At 71.5% G+C, this 17,917-nt stretch carries 12 protein-coding genes; 8 read left to right on the top strand and 4 right to left on the bottom strand.

From position 1 onward, the window contains the following. The first annotated feature begins 19 nt into the window (after positions 1–19). From AB0F72_RS06425 to AB0F72_RS06410, 4 genes are all read left to right on the top strand, one after another. Positions 20–1,336, top strand: coding sequence for a GH1 family beta-glucosidase (locus tag AB0F72_RS06425; protein ID WP_360426150.1), 1,317 nt, complete (start codon positions 20–22; stop codon positions 1,334–1,336). Continuing rightward, a complete protein-coding gene (locus AB0F72_RS06420; RefSeq protein ID WP_360426147.1) occupies positions 1,333–2,160 on the top strand; it encodes a class I SAM-dependent methyltransferase in 828 nt (275 codons plus the stop codon). The genes AB0F72_RS06425 and AB0F72_RS06420 overlap by 4 nt, the downstream gene beginning before the upstream one ends. 45 nt (positions 2,161–2,205) lie before the next feature. Beyond that, a complete protein-coding gene (locus AB0F72_RS06415) occupies positions 2,206–2,406 on the top strand; it encodes a hypothetical protein (protein ID WP_360426144.1) in 201 nt (66 codons plus the stop codon). Between the two features lie 76 nt (positions 2,407–2,482). Further along, on the top strand, positions 2,483–2,641 hold the full coding sequence (locus AB0F72_RS06410) for a hypothetical protein (RefSeq protein WP_360426141.1): 159 nt from the start codon (positions 2,483–2,485) through the stop codon (positions 2,639–2,641). Positions 2,642–2,969: 328 nt separating this feature from the next. On the opposite strand, the gene AB0F72_RS06405 is transcribed toward AB0F72_RS06410, so the two are convergent. The 3 genes from AB0F72_RS06405 to AB0F72_RS06395 all read right to left on the bottom strand — a co-directional run bounded on the left by AB0F72_RS06405 (position 2,970) and on the right by AB0F72_RS06395 (position 8,301). Then, positions 2,970–5,489 (bottom strand): DNA topoisomerase IV subunit A, encoded by a 2,520-nt coding sequence (locus AB0F72_RS06405; RefSeq protein WP_360426138.1) that lies wholly within the window; start codon positions 5,487–5,489, stop codon positions 2,970–2,972. 10 nt (positions 5,490–5,499) lie between these two features. Next, complete coding sequence (locus AB0F72_RS06400) at positions 5,500–7,581, bottom strand: DNA topoisomerase IV subunit B (protein WP_360426135.1); 2,082 nt, start codon at positions 7,579–7,581, stop codon at positions 5,500–5,502. 111 nt (positions 7,582–7,692) lie between these two features. Next, complete coding sequence (locus AB0F72_RS06395; protein WP_360426132.1) at positions 7,693–8,301, bottom strand: adenylate/guanylate cyclase domain-containing protein; 609 nt, start codon at positions 8,299–8,301, stop codon at positions 7,693–7,695. 177 nt (positions 8,302–8,478) lie between these two features. Between AB0F72_RS06395 and AB0F72_RS06390 the strand changes: the two genes are divergently transcribed. The 3 genes from AB0F72_RS06390 to AB0F72_RS06380 all read left to right on the top strand — a co-directional run bounded on the left by AB0F72_RS06390 (position 8,479) and on the right by AB0F72_RS06380 (position 14,143). After that, on the top strand, positions 8,479–11,295 hold the full coding sequence (locus tag AB0F72_RS06390; protein ID WP_360426129.1) for an AAA family ATPase: 2,817 nt from the start codon (positions 8,479–8,481) through the stop codon (positions 11,293–11,295). A 176-nt stretch (positions 11,296–11,471) separates the two neighbouring features. Further along, positions 11,472–12,242: a DUF5995 family protein gene (locus AB0F72_RS06385; RefSeq protein ID WP_360426126.1), complete on the top strand. Its 771-nt coding sequence runs from the start codon at positions 11,472–11,474 to the stop codon at positions 12,240–12,242. Between the two features lie 899 nt (positions 12,243–13,141). Continuing rightward, the gene (locus AB0F72_RS06380; protein ID WP_360426123.1) at positions 13,142–14,143 is read left to right on the top strand and encodes a glutathione S-transferase C-terminal domain-containing protein; all 1,002 of its coding nucleotides are present in this window, start codon (positions 13,142–13,144) and stop codon (positions 14,141–14,143) included. Positions 14,144–14,195: 52 nt separating this feature from the next. Here the strand turns inward: AB0F72_RS06380 and AB0F72_RS06375 are convergent, their stop codons facing one another. Beyond that, entirely contained in the window at positions 14,196–14,840 is a 645-nt protein-coding gene (locus AB0F72_RS06375) for an epimerase (RefSeq protein ID WP_360426120.1), read from the bottom strand. Between the two features lie 51 nt (positions 14,841–14,891). On the opposite strand from AB0F72_RS06375, the gene AB0F72_RS06370 reads away from it, so the two are divergent. Further along, complete coding sequence (locus AB0F72_RS06370; RefSeq protein WP_360426117.1) at positions 14,892–17,846, top strand: SWIM zinc finger family protein; 2,955 nt, start codon at positions 14,892–14,894, stop codon at positions 17,844–17,846. Positions 17,847–17,917 lie beyond the last annotated feature (71 nt).

Raw genomic sequence — 17,917 nt, 5'->3', positions numbered from 1 at the left:
CGCTTTCTGGAGAAACTTCGTGACATTCACCTGGGGCGTGGCCACCTCGGCCTATCAGATCGAGGGCGCCGCCTTCACCGACGGCCGCACCGCGTCCATCTGGGACACGTTCGCCCGGGACGTGGTCGGCGAGACCGGTGAGGTGGCGTGCGACCACTACCACCGGATGCCTGACGACGTTCAGCTGATCAAGAGTCTTGGCGTGGACGCGTACCGTTTCTCGGTCTCCTGGCCCCGGGTGCAGCCGCGCGGGAAGGGTCCGGCGAACCCGGCCGGCCTGGACTTCTACGACCGGCTCGTGGACGAGCTGCTGGCGGCCGGGATCGACCCCTGGCTCACGCTCTACCACTGGGATCTGCCGCAGGAGCTGGAGGACGCCGGCGGGTGGCCGGTACGCGACACGGCGTACCGGTTCGCGGACTATTCCGCACTCGTCGCCGATCGGCTCTCCGATCGCGTCCGCAACTGGGGGACCGTCAACGAACCGTGGTGCGTGGCATACCTGGGGTATGAGCACGGGGTGCACGCGCCCGGCCGTCGCGACTTCCAGGCGGCGCTCGACGCGACGCATCATCTGTTGCTGGCGCACGGGCTCGTCGCTTCGGCGCTGCGCCGCGAGGGCAACATCGTCGGACCGGCCCTCAACATCGGGACGGCTACCCCTGCCTCCGACGACCCGGTGGACATCGCGGCCGCGCGTCTCGCCGACGGCATGGGCACCCGGATCTTCCTCGATCCGATCGCCCGTGGCGCCTACCCCGCCGACGTCCTCGAGCATCTCGCCGCCCGCGGCCACGAGCTGCCGATCCGCGACGGCGACATGCGGATCATCTCGGCGCCGATCGACATCCTGGGCGTCAACTTCTACTTCGGACAGGACTTCTCCGGGTACGACGTCGACGGCAACTCCACCGACGCGAACGGGCTGCCGATCGTCCGGGAGATCATGCCGGACGTGCCACGCACCGCGCTGAACTGGCCGATCACGCCGGACCGGTTCACCACCCTGCTGCTGCGGCTGCACCACGACTACGGGATCCCGCTCGCCGTGACCGAAAACGGCGCTGTCTACGACGACGTGCCGGATGCCACCGGATTCATCGCGGACCACGAGCGAACCGCGTACCTCGCCGCCCACGTCGACGCGGTCTTCGCGGCCCGGGCGGCCGGCGCCGACATACGCGGCTATTTCGCCTGGTCACTGATGGACAACTTCGAGTGGGCGGAAGGATACTCGAAGCGATTCGGCCTCGTGCACGTCGATTACGAGACCCAGATGCGCTCGCTGAAAAGGAGCGCGCTCTGGTTCCGGGACCGCGTACGCTCCGGCGCATGACCGATTACCTCGATGTGAACCGGGCTAATTGGGACGAGCGCGCCGCGCCGCACGCCGCCTCACCGGACTACCACGTCAAGGACTTCGCCACCGATCCCACGTACCTCAGCCAGGTCGTCCGTTTCGACCTGCCCCGCCTCGGTGACATCGCCGGGCTGCGCGGCGTGCACCTGCAGTGCCACATCGGCACCGACACGATCTCGCTGTCCCGGCTCGGCGCCACCATGACCGGCCTTGACTTCTCCGGCGCCTCGGTGGAGCAGGCGCGGGCGATCGCCGCACGCGCGGGCGCGGACGTCGCGTTCGTGCAGAGCGACGTCTACGCGGCGCGGGAGGCGCTCGACGGCGAGTTCGACCTGGTCTACACCGGAATCGGCGCGCTCGGCTGGCTGCCCGACATCAACCGGTGGGCGCGGACCGTGGCGTCACTGCTCGCTCCGGGCGGCCGGCTCTTCATCCGGGAGGGCCATCCGATCCTCTGGGCGCTCGACTACGACCGTACCGATGGGGTGATCGCTCTGTCCGAGCCGTACTTCGAGCAGGCCGAGCCGCAGATCTACGACGAACCGGGCACCTACGTGTCGAGCGACCACCAGTTCCAGCACACCACCACCCACGAGTGGAACCACGGGCTCGCCGAGATCGTCACAGCGGTCCTCGACGCCGGGCTGACCCTGACCGGGCTCGAAGAGCATCAATCGGTGCCGTGGGACGCGCTGCCCGGCCGGATGCGGGAGATCGGCGACGGCGAGTACCAGCTGATCGAGAAGCCGTCACGCCTGCCGCACACCTATACCCTCCAGGCCCGCCGTTTAGCGGACTGACGCTGCGGGGTACCTCCCGGCCATCCCCGGCTGAGGAGGTCCCCGATGCGTATCGGTGCGGTCATAATTGTCATCTGGCTCGTGCTCGGCGTGGTCGCGGCGTTCGAGCGCGGCTACTTCAAGGACACCGGCGACGCGAGCTGTGCCGAGGCGGGCACGGTCATCGTCACCACGATCGCCGGTCCGCTGAACTGGATGGGCGTCAACCCGAAGATCACCTGTGATGTCCCGGAGCCCAGCGAGTAGGCTCCGGATTTTTCCGGCGCTGTGAGCTTGAGCTGGAGCGCGCGCGGCGGAGTCAGCCGGTGGTTGCAACACCCGGTTGAATCCGCCGCTGAGCGCGGCCGAGCGCGGCCCGGCGGCGGCCGGGCGGCTGAGCGCGGCCGAGCGGCTGAGCGCGGCCGAGCGGCTGAGCGCGGCCGAGCGGCTGAGCGCGGCCGAGCGGCTGAGCGCGGCCGAGCGCGGCCCGGGCGGTGGCTGAGCGCGGCCCGGCGGCTGGGCGCGGATCAGGGCACACATAACGTCATTGCGCGTTTTCATCTGTGCCAGGGCAGCGATGAAATCACACGCACCGCATTGGTGTGCCTTCATCGCTGCCGGCCCGAGCTTCGGTGGACCCTCGTCACTGCCGGGGGGAAGCTTCGTGTGCCGCCGCCCCCGCTGGCCCGCAGAAGCCGGCGTCCCGAGCCCGGCGCAACCCGCCTCCCCTAGCGCGACCAGGCAAGGTTTCGGGGCGGAGATGGCCACGCAGGGATCAAGCCTGACCGCCCGGAGTGTCCATCTCCGCCCCACAACCGTCCCAGAAAGCGCTAGTCCCGCTCGATCAGATGCCCGATCAACTGCGGCGCCATGAGAACAGCGGTACCAGACCCGTCCCGACGAGAATCCGCCTCGGGCAACTCCACCGGGTCACCGGTAGCCGACGCGCCGACGGGACGAGGACCGACCCACGCCACGGTCAGCGCCGTCTCCCCCTTGAGGAACCGCTGCACCCGAACCCCGCCCGTGGCCCGCCCCTTCGCCGGGTACAACCCGAACGGCGTGACCTTGGCCTGGGTCCCGGTGGACGTGACGACCATCGGCTCCCCGTGCTGCGGGTCCGACGTGGACACCGCGTTGAACGACAGAACCTCCGCCTCGGCCGTGAGGTTGATCCCGGCCATCCCGCCGCCCTTGAGCCCCTGCGGCCGCACGAGTTTCGCCGGGAACCGGAGCAGCGACGCGTCGGACGTCACGAAGACCAGCGACTCCGCCCCGTCGGTGAGCCACGTCGCCTGGAGGACCTCGTCACCCTCCTTCAGAGTGATCACCTCGAACTCGTCGGAGCGGACCGGCCACTCCGGCGCGCACACCTTGACGATGCCCTGCTTGGTGCCGAGCGCGAGGCCCGGCGAGTCCCCGGCGGCCAGCGGCGCCATGCCGACGACCTTCTCGCCCTTGTGCAGCGGCACCAACTCGGACGCGGACATCCCGCCGCGCAGCGACACGGTCCCGGACTGTTCGGGCAGCACGGGGAGGGTCAGCACGTCGGTCTTGAACGCGCGTCCCCGGTTGGTGATCAGCAGGATCCGCCCGCGGGCCGTGGAGTGGATCACCGCTCGTACCGCATCGTGTTTGACCCGGCCGCTGCGCTTGCGCGCCTCGGTGCTCTCCTCGCTCTCCGCCGCGGTCCGGGCGATCAGCCCGGTCGCGGAGAGGATCACCTGGCAGGGGTCGTCGGCGACCTCGAGCGGGCCGGCCGGCACCGACGCGGCGAGCACCTCCTTGAGGTCACCGTCGATCAGCGTGGTGTGCCGCGGGCGGCCGAACTCGGTCGCCACCTCGGCGAGCTCGTCGGAGACGACCTGCTTGAGGACGTCGGAGTTGTCGAGGATCCGGGTGAGCTCGGCGATCTCGCTGCGCAGCCGCTCCTGCTCGGTCTCCAGCTCGATCCGGTCGAACCGGGTGAGCCGCCGCAGCGGGGTGTCCAGAATGTACGTCGCCTGGATCTCGGAGAGCCCGAACTCGCTCATCAGGCCGGCCTTGGCGGCGGCCGCGTCGTCGCTGGCCCGGATCAGCGCGACCACCCGGTCGATGTCGATCAGGGCGATCAGCAGGCCGTCGACCAGGTGCAGGCGGTCCTCGCGCTTGGTCCGCCGGAACGTGGTCCGCCGGGTCACCACGTCGTAGCGGTGCTGGACGAACACCTCGAGCAGCGCCTTCAGCCCGAGTGTCCGCGGCTGGCCGTCGACGAGCACCAGGTTGTTGATGCCGAACGAGCTCTCCAGCGGGGTGAGCCGGTAGAGGTCGGCGAGCAGCGCCTGCGGGTTGACGCCGATCTTGCACTCGATGACCAGGCGGGTGCCGTGCTCGCGGTCGGTGAGGTCCTTGACGTCGGAGATCCCCACCAGGCGAGCCGCCTGCCGCTGGCCGCGGCGCGGGCCGGAGGTGATCAGCTTGCCCTTCACCTCGTCGGTGATCGCCTCGATGATCTTCTCGGCGCCGACGCCGTAGGGCAGCTCGGTCACCGTGATCGCCTGGCGGCCGCGGCCGCCTTCGAGCAGGCCGGTCTGCGCGCGGGCCCGGATGCGCACCACGCCACGGCCGGTCTCGTACGCCCGGCGCACCTCGTCGAGGCCGAGCAGCTGCCCGCCGGTGGGCAGGTCGGGACCGGGCACGAAGCGCATGATCTCGTCGAGATCGGCCTCCGGGTTGGTGATCAGGTGCCGGGCGGCGGCCACCACCTCGCCCAGATTGTGCGGGATCATGTTGGTCGCCATCCCGACCGCGATCCCGGACGTGCCGTTGACCAGCAGGTTCGGGAAGGCCGCCGGCAGCACCTTGGGCTCCTGCTCGGAGCCGTCGTAGGTGGGCTTGAAGTCGACGGTGCCCTCGCCGAGCTCGCCGACCAGGAGCATCGCCTCGGGCGACATGCGCGCTTCGGTGTACCGCGCGGCGGCCGGCCCGTCGTCGGGCGAGCCGAAGTTGCCGTGGCCGTCGATGAGCGGCGTGTTGAGGGAGAAGTCCTGGGCGAGCCGGACCAGGGCGTCGTAGATCGCCACGTCGCCGTGCGGGTGGTACTTACCCATCACGTCGCCGACCACCCGGGCGGACTTGACGTAGGGCCGGTCGGGACGGTGGTTCTGCTCGGACATCGACCAGAGGATCCGCCGGTGCACGGGCTTGAGCCCGTCCCGCGCGTCGGGCAGCGCCCGTGAGTGGATCACCGAGTACGCGTACTCCAGGTAGGAGTCCTCGACCTCGGTGGTGAGCGGGTTGTCGATGACCCGGGCGCCTGGCTGGTCGAACGCGGACAGGTCGACACGGTTCTCGGATTTACGGCGTGCCATCAATGACCTCTCAGGCGTCGATCGTCTCTTGGTCGATCCGGCCGGCGGCCTCGATCAACCAGTTCTTACGGGGTTCGACACGCTCACCCATGAGCAGTTCGAGGGTGGCCTCGGCGCGCTCGGCGTCCTCGATGGTGATCCGCCGGACGGTGCGGGCGGCCGGGTTCATCGTGGTCTCCCAGAGCTCGTCGGCGTCCATCTCGCCGAGGCCCTTGAACCGCGGAACCGGTTTCTGCACCTGGCGGCCGGCTCGCTCGATCCGGCTGACGGTGCTCTCCATCTCCTGCTGGGTGTAGGTGTAGAGCGTCTCGCCGTTGCGGCCCTTGGTGACCACCTTGTGCAGCGGCGGCATCGCGGCGAAGAGCCGGCCGTGCTCGATGACCGGCCGCATGTACTTCGCGAAGAGCGTGATCAGCAGGGTCCGGATGTGCGAGCCGTCGACATCCGCGTCCGCCATGATCATGACCCGGCCGTACCGCATCGCGCCGATCTCGAACGTGCGCCCGGAGCCGGCGCCGAGGACCTGCACGATCGCCGAGCACTCGGCGTTGTCGAGCACCTGCTGCAGGCTCGCTTTCTGCACGTTGAGGATCTTGCCGCGGATCGGCAGCAGCGCCTGGTATTCCGAGCTGCGGGCCATCCGGGCGGTACCGAGCGCCGAGTCACCCTCGACGATGAAGAGCTCCGAGCGGTCGATGCCGATGGCGCGGCAGTCGACCAGCTTGGCCGGCATCGACGCGCCTTCCAGGGCGGTCTTGCGGCGGGCGGCGTCCTTCTGCTGTTTCTGGGTGAGGCGGACGCGGGCGGCGTCCACCACTTTCTGCAGGACCGTGCGCGCCTCGGCCTTGGTCTTCCGGTTCTCGATCCACTCTTTCACGTACGCCTCGACGAGCCCCTGCATGACCCGGGTGACACCGGCCGTGGAGAGCTCGTCCTTGGTCTGCGAGGTGAACTGCGGCTCCGGGACCCGCACGTGGATGACAGCGGTCATCCCCTCCAGCAGGTCGTCCAGGACGGGCGGCTCCTCCTTGGGCTTGAGCAGGCCGCGGGTGTTGCGGATGGCGTCGGTGAGCGACCGCACGAGAGCCCGCTCGAAGCCCTTGCGGTGGGTGCCGCCGTGCACGTTGCGGATCGTGTTGGTGAAGCACTCGACGGAGCGCTCATAACCCGTGCCCCAGCGGAAGGCGACCTCGACCTGGGCGTGGCGCACCACGTTCGACTGCATGACGCCGTTGGCGTCGGCGGCGTTCTCCTTGTAGGTGCCCTCGCCGGTGACCATGAGGATCCCGGAGACCGGCTTGTCACCCGGTGGGGTCAGGAACTCGACCATGTCGGTGAGCCCGTTGGGGTAATGGAAGGTCTCGGTGGCCGGTTCCTCGGCGGTCGCGTCGAAGAGCGTGTACTGCACGCCGGGGACCAGGAACGCGGTGTTGCGCAGCTTGGTGCGGACCGCGTCGACGTCGAGCCGGGCGCCGGTCTCGAAGTAGCGCGCGTCGTACCAGTACCGGATGCTGGTGCCGGAGGGCTCGCCACGCTTCATCTTGCGGACGATGCGCAGGCCGGCCTCGCGGGTGAAGGAGGCCTCCGGGCCGGGGCCGTCGAAGGAGCCGGGCACGCCGCGCTGGAACGAGATCTCGTGGACCTTGCCGTCCCGCTTGACCGTGACGTCGAAGCGCAGGGCCAGCGCGTTGACCGCGGAGGCGCCGACGCCGTGCAGGCCGCCGGAGGTCTTGTAGCCCGAGCCGCCGAACTTGCCACCGGCGTGCAGCCGGGTCAGCACCAGCTCGACGCCGGAGAGGCCGGACTTGGCGTGCACGTCGGTGGGGATGCCACGGCCGTCGTCGTCGACCTGGACCGACCCGTCCGAGTGCAGGGTCACCGCGACCTTGGTGGCGAATCCCGCCACACCCTCGTCGGTGCAGTTGTCGATGATCTCGTTCGCGAGGTGGTTGATGCCCCGGCTGTCCGTGGACCCGATGTACATACCCGGGCGTTTGCGGACAGCATCCAGCCCTTCGAGGTGCGTGAGGTCGTCAGCCCCGTACAAGGTCTCTGGCTGTGCGGTCACGAGGCAGTACTCCCGATCGGCCATGGGTGGTCAAGACGGCGCGAGCCTACCCGGCGCCTGTGACACTTCTGTCCCAGGCGAGGCAGGTCTCAACCACACCGTGGCCTAAATCGGGATAAAAGCACCGAAACCATCCTAGGCCACCGCGACCAGCCGCGCAGCCTGCGGCTGCAGCGCCCGGAAAAGATCCAGCGGGTACGGCTTGCCGGGCACCGAGACGGGCGGCAACTCCTGGTACGCGATGAGCGACTCGGTCACCTCGCGTGTGGCGCTGCAGACCACCACGGTGTCGTGCGGCGCGTACGACTGCAGCCGTGCCGCCGTCGTCACCACACTGCCGCTGATCATCGCGTAGCCGCCGTCGAACGCGGCGAGCGGGTCCAGGATCACCTCGCCGGTGGCCAGGCCCACCCGCGTGCGGACCGGGAACCTGCCGGCCAGGAGACGCCCCCTCAACGTCTCCTGGACCGACAGGCCCGCCCGGACCGCCGAAGCGGCCGCCTCCGGGCCGAATCCGGCCTCCCCCGCGCCGAAGACCGCCATCACCGCGTCACCGACGTACTTCTCGACGATGCCGCCGCACGCGCGGACCACTCCGGACACTGCCGAGAAGTAGTCCCGCTGCAGCGCTCGAACGTCCGCGCAATCCAGCCGGTCGACAAGCGTGGTGTAGCCCACGATGTCGATGAACAGCACGGTGACGTCTTGGCGCCGCTCCTGTTCGGCCATGGTGATGGTGGTCATGCGTCTCACGCTCCCCCAGGTCACTGCGTTGACCGGGAGTACGGTGCCAGCCTCGGCGAAGACGCGGATCCGCAGAACGACGTATCTCTGACAGCATCGGCCCTCGTCATTTTTGTGACGGAGAACAGGCCGAACCGACGACAACGTGATAGGCCGATTCGCATTAGGCTGCCGGTCATGGAGGGCCAGGAGGACGACGGGCCGCTTGTCGGACGCACCGGCACGCTGGCCGAGATTCAGTCCGACCTGCGCAACGTCGGCACCGGCGGCACCGCTGCGGTGTTCGTGACCGGTGAGAGTGGTGTCGGCAAGAGCCGCCTGCTCCGCGAGACCGCCGACGCCTTGCGCGGGACGGGCTTCGCCGTGCTCTCCGGGACCTGTCTGGACATCGGCGACGCCTCGCCGCTGCACCCGGTGCTGCAGGCGCTGCGCCGGCACGACGGCGGCACGCCGATCACCGCCACCGCCGCGGGCGACGCCGGCGCCCTGCTCGAGCGGGTCTCGCACGACCTCCGGGTGATCGCCGGCGACCAGCAACTGCTGCTCGTCCTCGACGATCTGCAGTGGGCCGACCGGTCCACCCGTCAGCTGCTGCTCTACCTGCTCGCCGGCCTCGGTGACGTGCGGATCTCGGTGCTCGCCGCGATCCGGGCCGAGGCGCTGCACGGCACCCACCCGCTGCGCCGGGTCCTGGCCGAGCTACGCCGCCTGCGCTCGGTGCGTGTCGTCGATCTGTCGCCGCTCGACCAGGACCAGACCCGTGAGCTGGTCACCGCGATCGCCGGCGACGCCGTGGCGACCGAGGACGCCGACCGGGTCTACAAGCGCAGCGGCGGCAACCCGTTCATCGCCGAGGAGCTCGCCCGGGACCTGCGCGACGGCCGGGTCGAGCTCTCCGACACCCTCCGCGAGATCTTCCTGACCAGGGTGGACGAGCTGCCGGCGCACGCGCACCAGGTGGTGCACGCGATGGCGGCGGGCGTCGAGCCGGTCGACCACGCGGTGCTGGCACGGGTCGTCCCGCTGCCCGAGGACCAGCTGCTCGAGGCGATGCGGGCCGCCGTCGCGCACCGTTTCGTCTCCAGCGACGGCGACGGCTACCGCCTGCGGCACCGGCTGGTCGCCGAGGTCCTGGAGCAGGAGGTGCTGCCGGCCGAGGCCACCGCCCTGCACCGGCGGTACGCCGAGGCGCTGGAGGCGGAGACCGGCGAGCCCGACCACGCGCGTCTGGCACACCACTGGCAGCGTGCCGGCGTACCGGAAAGGGCTCTTCCTCCGGTGGTCGCCGCCGCGCGTTCCGCGGAGGCTCTCTACGGCTTCACCGAGGCACATCGGTACTGGAGCATCGCGCTGCAGCTGGTCACCGAGGACGACGCCGAGCGCACCGAGCTGCTCGGCAACGCCGCGGAGTCCGCCCACCAGTGCGGCGAGCACCTGCTCGCGCTCTCCCGGCTGGAGGAGCTGTCCGGCCGCAAGGACGCCCCCGGCCTGGGCGAACTGCATCTGCGGCGGGCCCGGTACCTGGCCGCCGCGGGCCGCTTCGCACCCGCCGAGAGTGAGTACGAGCTGGCCCTCGGCGCCCCGGACTGCACCCCGCAGCTGCGCGCCTCGGCCGCCGCGTTCCTCGCCGAGCTGCTGGTCCAGCTCACCCGGTACGCGGACGCCCACGAGCGGGCCCGCGAGGCCCTGGAGCTCGCCGCTGTCAACGGCACCACCGCCGACCTGGTCCGGGCCAGTGCGGCGCTCGGCTTCAGCGCCGCGTTCCGGGAGGACCCGGACGCCGGCCTCGCGGTGATCCGGCACGCCGTGGAGATCGCCGAGCGCTCCGGCCACCCGGACGACCTGGGCGTGGCCTACCTGCACCTGGCCGAGCTGCTGACCGGCCCGCTGAACAGCATCGAGGAGGGCGTGCTGGTGGCCCGCCGCGGCGCCGAGCGGCTCTCCACGCTCGGCGGCGGCCGCACCCACCAGTGCCGGCTGCTCGCGATCGCCGCGAACGGCCTGTTCCGGATCGGTCAGTGGAGCGAGGCGGACGCGGTTCTGGACGCCGCCATGCGGCACCGGCCCTCCGGCGCCGAGGCGGTGGAGCTGCTGCTCGCCCGCTGCCGGCTCCTGGTCGGCTACGGCGACCTGGACGACGCGGGCCGTGACCTGGACGCGGCCGCCATCCTGCTGGCCGGCGGCGGCGCGCGGCACGTGCTGCCGATGCTGACGCTCCGCGCCGGCCTGGCGATGTGGCTCGGCGAGCACGCCGACGCCCGGACCGCGGTGCAGCGTGGCATCACCGAGACCCGCTCCGACGACCTGGTGCTGCTCGGCGTCCTGGTCTGGCACGGTCTGCGGGCCGAGGCCGAGGCGCACGCCGCCGGCAAGCCCGTCGACCAGGGCGCGGTCCGCCGCCTGCTGATGGTGCGCGACCGGATGGCCTCCAACGCGGGCACCGCCGGACCGGCGGCTCGCGCGATCATCGACGCCTACCTGGACCTCTGCGCCGCGGAGCTGAGCCGGATCGAGGGCCGGCACGATCCCGCGCCGTGGGCCCGGGCGGCGGCCATCTGGGATCGGCGTCAGCAGCCGTACCCCGCTGCCTATGCCCGGCTGCGGCACGCCGAGGCCTCCCTGCAGCGCAAGGTTCGTCGCGCCGCCGCCATCTCCGGGCTCCGGGAGGCGTACGCCACGGCGACCGCGATGGGCGCCCGCCCGTTCGCCGCCGAGATCGTCGGGATCGCCCACCGGTTCCGGGTGACCCTCGCCGACGACATGCCGACCGTGCCGATGGCCCTCCCCGACCAGCCGGTCGACGAGCTCGCGACGCTGACCGGGCGGGAGCGTGAGGTGCTCGCCGCGGTGGCCGAGGGCCTCACCAACCGGGAGATCGGCGAGCGCCTCTTCATCAGCGAGCGCACCGTCGGGGTTCACCTCGGACACATCTTCGACAAGCTGCAGGTACGTAGCCGCGTGCAGGCAAGTCGCGTCTATCTAACAGCAGCCTGACCAGGCGTTCGTTATCTTTCCGTGACATACGTACGCAGAATACGTCGTTTTACCGATCCCCCGCTTCCGGCCCGGTGGAAAGCTGGGCGGCACGGGGGAGCACCACCCGGCGGCCGGTGCCGTCGGGTGGTGCTGGGGGCCCTCCGCAGTTCTGTTTCACCCGTGGAGGATCCGAAATGACCCAAGCCATCTGGGGCCCCGTCCAGCAGGAGATGTCCGCACTGCTGAAGGGTCACCCCGACGACGTGCCAGGCGTCGTCGACCAGCTGACGAAACTGCAGGACGTGCTCTGTCAGGTGCCGCCACTGCTGAACAGCAACCCGCTCGCGGACTTCAACCAGCTCTACCTGACGATCACCGAGAACGTGCTGGAGCGCCTCTACGCCGGTAAGTTCAAGGACCCGGCGTTCCTGTCCCGGCTGGACGTGGAGTTCGCGGCGCGCTACTTCGACGCGCTGCGTTACTGGACCGACGGGAGCCCCGCGTGCCCCGGCGTGTGGGCCGGACTGTTCGGCCGCGTTCCCGGCCCGGACGCCCGCCCGCTGCCCTCCGCCGTCGCCGGGGTCAACGCGCACATCAACTTCGACCTGCCGTTCGCGCTGGTCACCACGTTCGACCACCTGGGCACCGACCCGATCGACGGCAGCGACCAGCACTACGACTACCTGCAGGTCAACGACATCTTCAACGAGGAGATCCCGGGCCTGCGCCGCGGTTACCTCGATCGCTGGCAGCTGCTCATCGACACGATGAACGGCGATCTGGACGACTGGTGGCAGGGCGAGATGGTGGAGTACACCCGCAATGTCGCCTGGCGCAACGCTCAGAAGATCTGGTCGATCCGGCACGACATGATCGCGCTGGACAAGCACCGCCGCCGCCTGGACGACACGGCTGCCGGGCTCGGCAAGCTGCTGCTCTCGCCGTTCGCGGGTTTCCTGCAGTAATCGCGGCGTTCCGGCGTTCCGGCGTTGCGTCGTTCCGCCGTTTCGGCGTTGCGGCGTTCCGGCGTTCCGTCGTTTCGGCGTTCCGGCGTTGCGTCGCTCGCTGAGCGGAGCCGGCTTCCGGGGGCGGTGCCGGCTCCGCTCAGCGGACGACGATGAGGCGGCCGCCTCGAAACCCTCGACGGCGCAGGCGCCCCGGGCCCGGCGCCGGCGTGCGCGGCCGCTCTGACAGAGCTATATGCCCGGAGTGCCCGGTAACCCACACGAGTCATTCATCCGCGTCGTCTCGGCGGTTTGTCCGGGAACGCTTCCAGAGTCCGGAAAGCGCTCTCCCGGACATGCTATAAAGACGAGCGTGCGCACCGAAGGCCCATGCCGGACACGGTGTCCCGCAGGACGTGGCCGCCGTGCGCTTCGATGGAAGCGGCGCTGCGATTGTGAACGTGCGCCGGGCTTCTGTCGCCCCTGGAGCCGGGCGAGGCGTCGCACACGGGGGGATGCCTCGCCCACCCAGCCTCGCCGGCCCACCCACCTCGTCACCCCCCACCTCGTCACCCCCGCCACCTCGTCACCCACCCACCTCGTCACCCACCCGCGGAACGCCTCGCGCGGCATGAAAACACGCTGGCGTTCTAGTCGCCGCATACGCCCGCTGAGCCACACGCGGCGTCACGGTCTGTGACAACGACCGTGGAGCACTGCTGCTTTGCGGCATTCTGCGGGGCCTTGGACGTCCGCGCGTTTCCGGTCAGTGCAGGGTTCACCCCTGACGCGGGCACCCCGGGTGACGATCGCTTCGAAGCACACCCCCGCGGGCCCGAGGTCAGCTCACGGCCCCCGGGGGTCGCCACGGTGCGCTGCGTTGGACGTACCGCTGAAGGGTTTCGGGGTATGGATGAGGGATGGCCTATGTGAATCCGGCGGGGGAGTTCACCCGCGATCAGCGCTACATCGCCACCCGGATCACCGCGGACGCCCGCGACGGATTTCCGGTCGAGCCGGGACGGTACCGGCTGGTGGTGAGCCGGGCGTGTCCGTGGGCGAATCGGGCGATCATCGTGCGGCGGCTGCTCGGGCTCGAGGACGCGCTGTCGATGGGCGTCGCCGGGCCTACGCACGACGAGCGGAGCTGGACGTTCGACCTCGATCCGGGCGGGCGGGATCCGGTGCTCGGCATCGAGCGGCTGCGGGAGGCGTTCCTGGCGCGGTACCCGGACTACGACAAGGGGATCACGGTTCCGGCGATCGTGGACGTGCCGACCGGGAAGGTGGTGACGAACGACTTCCCGCAGATCACCATCGATCTGTCGCTGGAGTGGTCGGCGTATCACCGGCCGGGCGCTCCGGAACTGTATCCGGCGGCGCTGCGAGCGGAGATCGACGAGGTCAACGAGGTGGTGTTCGCCGACGTCAACAACGGCGTCTACCGGGCCGGATTCGCCGGGTCGCAGGAAGCCTACGAGAAGGCCTACCGGCGGCTCTTCGACCGGCTGGACTGGTTGTCGGAACGGCTCGCGCGGCAGCGGTACCTGGTCGGAGACACGATCACCGAGGCGGACGTCCGGCTGTTCACGACGCTGGCCCGGTTCGACGCGGTCTACCACGGGCACTTCAAGTGCAACCGGTCGAAGCTGGCCGAGATGCCGGTGCTCTGGGCTTACGCACGTGACCTGTTCCAGACGCCGGGCTTCGGGGACACGATCGACTTCGTACACATCAAGCAGCACTACTACGAGGTGCACCGCGACATCAATCCGACCGGGATCGTGCCGGCCGGGCCGGATCTCGGCAACTGGCGGGAGCCGCACGGGCGGGAGTCGCTGGGCGGCCGGCCGTTCGGTGACGGCACTCCCCCGCCGCCGCCCCGCGACGACGAGACCGTCCCGGCCGGCCACACCGCCTGACGGCCGCGGGCCTCAGCGCATGTCCGCGGGCCTCAGTGCATGTCCGCGGGCCTCAGCGCATGTCCGCGGTCGTCACGACGCGGCGCGGGAAACCGGTCCGGGCAGCCCGCAGCATCGCCCGGCCGATCGCGTCCGTGGTGGTGATGTGGCCGGGCGCGACGCGGCGCAGCACCGGCACGAGCGGGGCGGTCAGGGCATACGCCGTGTTGTACCAGCCGGTCTTCGAGCGGGCGCCGTGTGTGGGCTGGATGAAACCGGGACGGAACGCGTAGCCGTTCGGGAAGATGCTCATGATCTCGTTCTCGGTGCGGCCCTTGACCCGCGACCACATGATCCGGCTGCTCGGGTCGGTGCCGCTGCCGGAGACGTAGATGAAGGTCAACTGCGGATTCAACCCCGCGAGGGTACGGGCGGCGGCCACCGGATAGTCGTAGGAGATCCGCGTGTACGAGGCCTCGTCCATGCCCAGCGACGACACGCCGAGACAGTAGAAGCAGGCGTCGTACCCGGACAGTTGCCCGGCGATCGGGGACAGATCAGCGAAATCGGCGAGCGTCACCTCGGACAGTTTCGGGTGGCTCACGCCGGTGGGCGTGCGCGTCACCGCCAGCACCCCTGTCACGTCCGGCGCGAGCAGCGACTCCCGCAGGACGCCCTGACCCACCATCCCGGTCGCCCCGAAAACAATCACCCGCATGCCTGCTCCTCCGGCCGGGAAAACGTCGTACCCCCGGCCTAGGGTCTCATCGTGGAAGTCGAACGTTGGTCAACCGCCCAGGTCGAGGCTCTCGCACCCGACCCCGGTTCGCTGCGGAACGCCCGCGGCGTCACCGGCCGGTTCACCGCGTCCGGCCGGCTCGGCGACATCCTGTGGGGTCTCTGCCGGGGCTACGAGGTGGCCGTCGATCTGTCCGGTCCGGCCTTCCGGTGCTCCTGCCCGAGTCGCAAGATCCCGTGCAAGCACGCGCTGGCGCTGCTGCTGCGCTGGGCCGAGTCCGGCGTCGCCGAGGGGGAGGCGCCGGAGTTCGCCGGCAAGTGGCAGGCCGCGCGCTCCCGTCCGAAAGTGAGCACCACCCCCGACCCGGTCGCGGCGGCTCGGCGGGCAGCGGAGCGTGCCGAGCGGGTGGCCGGCGGCATGGCGGAGCTGCGCCGCTGGCTCGACGACCAGGTCGAGCAGGGCCTGGCCGGCTTCGCGCGGTCCGGCCGGCAGGCGGCCGAGTCGATGGCGGCCCGCCTGGTCGACGCCCAGGCGCCGGGCGCGGCCGGCATGCTGCGCCGTCTCGCCGGAGCCGCCGGCGCCGGGCCGCACTGGGCCGATCGGGTGCTCGGTGAGCTGGGCCTTCTGCGGCTGCTCGCCGACGGCCACGCCCGGCTCGGCGAGCTCGATCCGGCGCTGGCCGCGACGGTCCGCTCCCGGATCGGCTTCCCCACCGCGACCGAGGAGGTTCTGGCCGGTCCGCGCACCACCGACCGCTGGCAGGTCCTCGGCCGGGTCGAGGTCGACGACGGCGCGCTCACCACCCGCCGCACCTGGCTGCACGGCACGGGCACCGACCGGTTCGCGCTGGTCCTGGCGTTCGCCGCGGCCGGTCAGCCACTCCCCGCCGACCTGGTCCCCGGCACCGAGTTCCGCGGCGACCTCTGTTTCTACCCCGGCTCGGCCCCGCTGCGCGCGCTCGTCGCCGAGCGTCTCTCGGCGGCCGAGCCGTTCGCCTCGCCGCAGGGCGCGGGGTCCATCCGGGCGGCTCTCTCCAGCTGGGCGGCGCTCCTGGCCGCAGAGCCTTTCCGGTACGACGGACCGATGCTTCTCGCCGGCGTCCGGCCCGGTGACGGTCACCTGGTCGACGAGGAGGGCTCGGCCCTGCCGCTCGCGCCGGGGCACCGTGAGCCGTGGTGGCTGCTCGCGGCGGCGGGCGGCCACCCCGCGACGGTCGCGGCGGAGTGGTCGCCGGCGGGTTTGCGGCCGCTCGCCGCCTGGGTCGGCGGCGAGTTCGTGCCGGCCGCGTCGCCGGTGCCCGAGCCGGGCGCGCGGCGGGAGCCGGAGCTGCCGGCCGAGCTGCTGGCGGCGGCGCTGGTCGGGACGGCCCGGCGCCCGTGGGCGGTCGGCGCGGTCGCGGCGGGTTCGCCGAGCGTAGCGATCGGGCCACCGGGTTCGCCGAGCGTCACGACCGGGCCACCAGGTTCGCCGAGCGTCACGACCGGGCCACCGGGTTCGCCGAGCGTCACGACCGGGCCACCGGGTTCGCCGAGCGTCGCCACCGGGGCGGCGGCGCTGCTTGAGGCGGTGGCTGTCGCGTTGGTCTGCCGGCGGGCGGGCGTCGAGCCGGAGGCCGGTCGTGCGCCGGCGCCGGCGGCTCCCGCGGAGGTCGCGTCGCCGTTGCCGCCGGCTGCTTCGGCGCGGCTGGAGCGCGTTCTCGCCGGTGGCGCGCCCGGTGGCGGCCATCTGCAGCAGGAGTTGCTGGCTCAGTGGCTGGCCGCGGCGGCGGCGCGGGGCGGGTTCGTGCGGCCGGCGCTGCTGCCCGCGCTGCTCGACGCCGGGCGGCGCGACACGACGGTCCGGCCGGCGCTCGCTCAGGTCGCGGGGGCGCGCGGCGCGTGGCTGGCCGGGCAGCGCACCGAGTGGCGCTGGCTGCTGGACGAGGTGATCCCGAGCCGCGCCGACCTGTCCGCGCTCGGCGCCTGGCCGGGCCGGCCCGGAGGCAGCGGCGGGCGCGCCGACTCGGACCAGGGCGTCTGGGAGACCGGTTCCGGCAGCGTGCGGCTAGGGCTGCTGGTGGCGCTGCGCCGGGCCGACCCGGATCGGGCGCGGGAGCTGGTCGAGAGCACCTGGGCGCGGGAGTCGCCGGAGGACCGCGCCCGGTTCCTGGGCGCCTTCGGCACCGGGCTGTCGCTGCGGGACGAGCCGTTGCTGGAGCGGGCGCTGGACGACCGGCGCAAAGAGGTTCGGGAGGCTGCCCTCGACCTGCTCCGGGTCCTGCCCGGCGCGGCGCTCGGGCGGCGGATGGCCGAGCGGGCGCATGCGGCGGTCCGCTTCGACGGCCGGCGGCTGTTCGTCGAGCCGCCCGCCGAGCTGGACCAGGCGCTGGGCCGCGACGGGGTGAGCGCGGCCCAGGTCCGGGGCGTCGGCGCCGGGGCGTGGCTGCTGGAAGAGGTCGTGGCCGGCACGCCGCTGGCCACCTGGACCGGGCTCGACCCGGACGAGTGGGTGCGGGTGGCCCGCGGGCACGACTGGGCCACTCCCCTGCTGCACGGCTGGGCGAAAGCCGCGATCCTCCAGCACGATCCCGCCTGGGCGTCCGCGCTGCTCGCCGCGGCGGCCGGCGCGCTGCGCGAATCGGTGCGCTGGGACCTGCATCTGGTGCTGCCACCGGACCATCTGGCCCGGCTCGCCGCCGAGGCGCTGCGCACCGAGGACGGCTCCGCGCACCGGCTGCTCACGCTGCATCCGGGACCGTGGCCGGACCGTCTGGCGGTCGTCGTTCTGGAGACGGTCGCGGCACGGGCGCGTACCGATCGGCACACCTGGCAGCTCGGCGAGCTGTGCCGGACCGCGGCGCTCGCGATGCCACCGGGGTACGCGGATCTCGCCGGGCGCCTCGCCACCGAGCTGGACCAGTCCCTCGACCCGTCGCGGGTGCGGCCGGTCGCCGACCTGGCCCGCACCCTCACTTTCCGCAACGAGATGCTTCAGGAGCTCCAGTGAACCATTTTCAACCTGACATCGGGCCGGAGCAGCCGGGCCGTCGTCCTGCGCCGGCACCTACGGCCCCTCGA

Origin of the sequence: Actinoplanes sp. NPDC023936 (genome assembly GCF_040639325.1) — a bacterium.
Lineage (GTDB): Bacteria > Actinomycetota > Actinomycetes > Mycobacteriales > Micromonosporaceae > Actinoplanes.
This window is presented reverse-complemented; position numbering and strand designations above follow the sequence as displayed.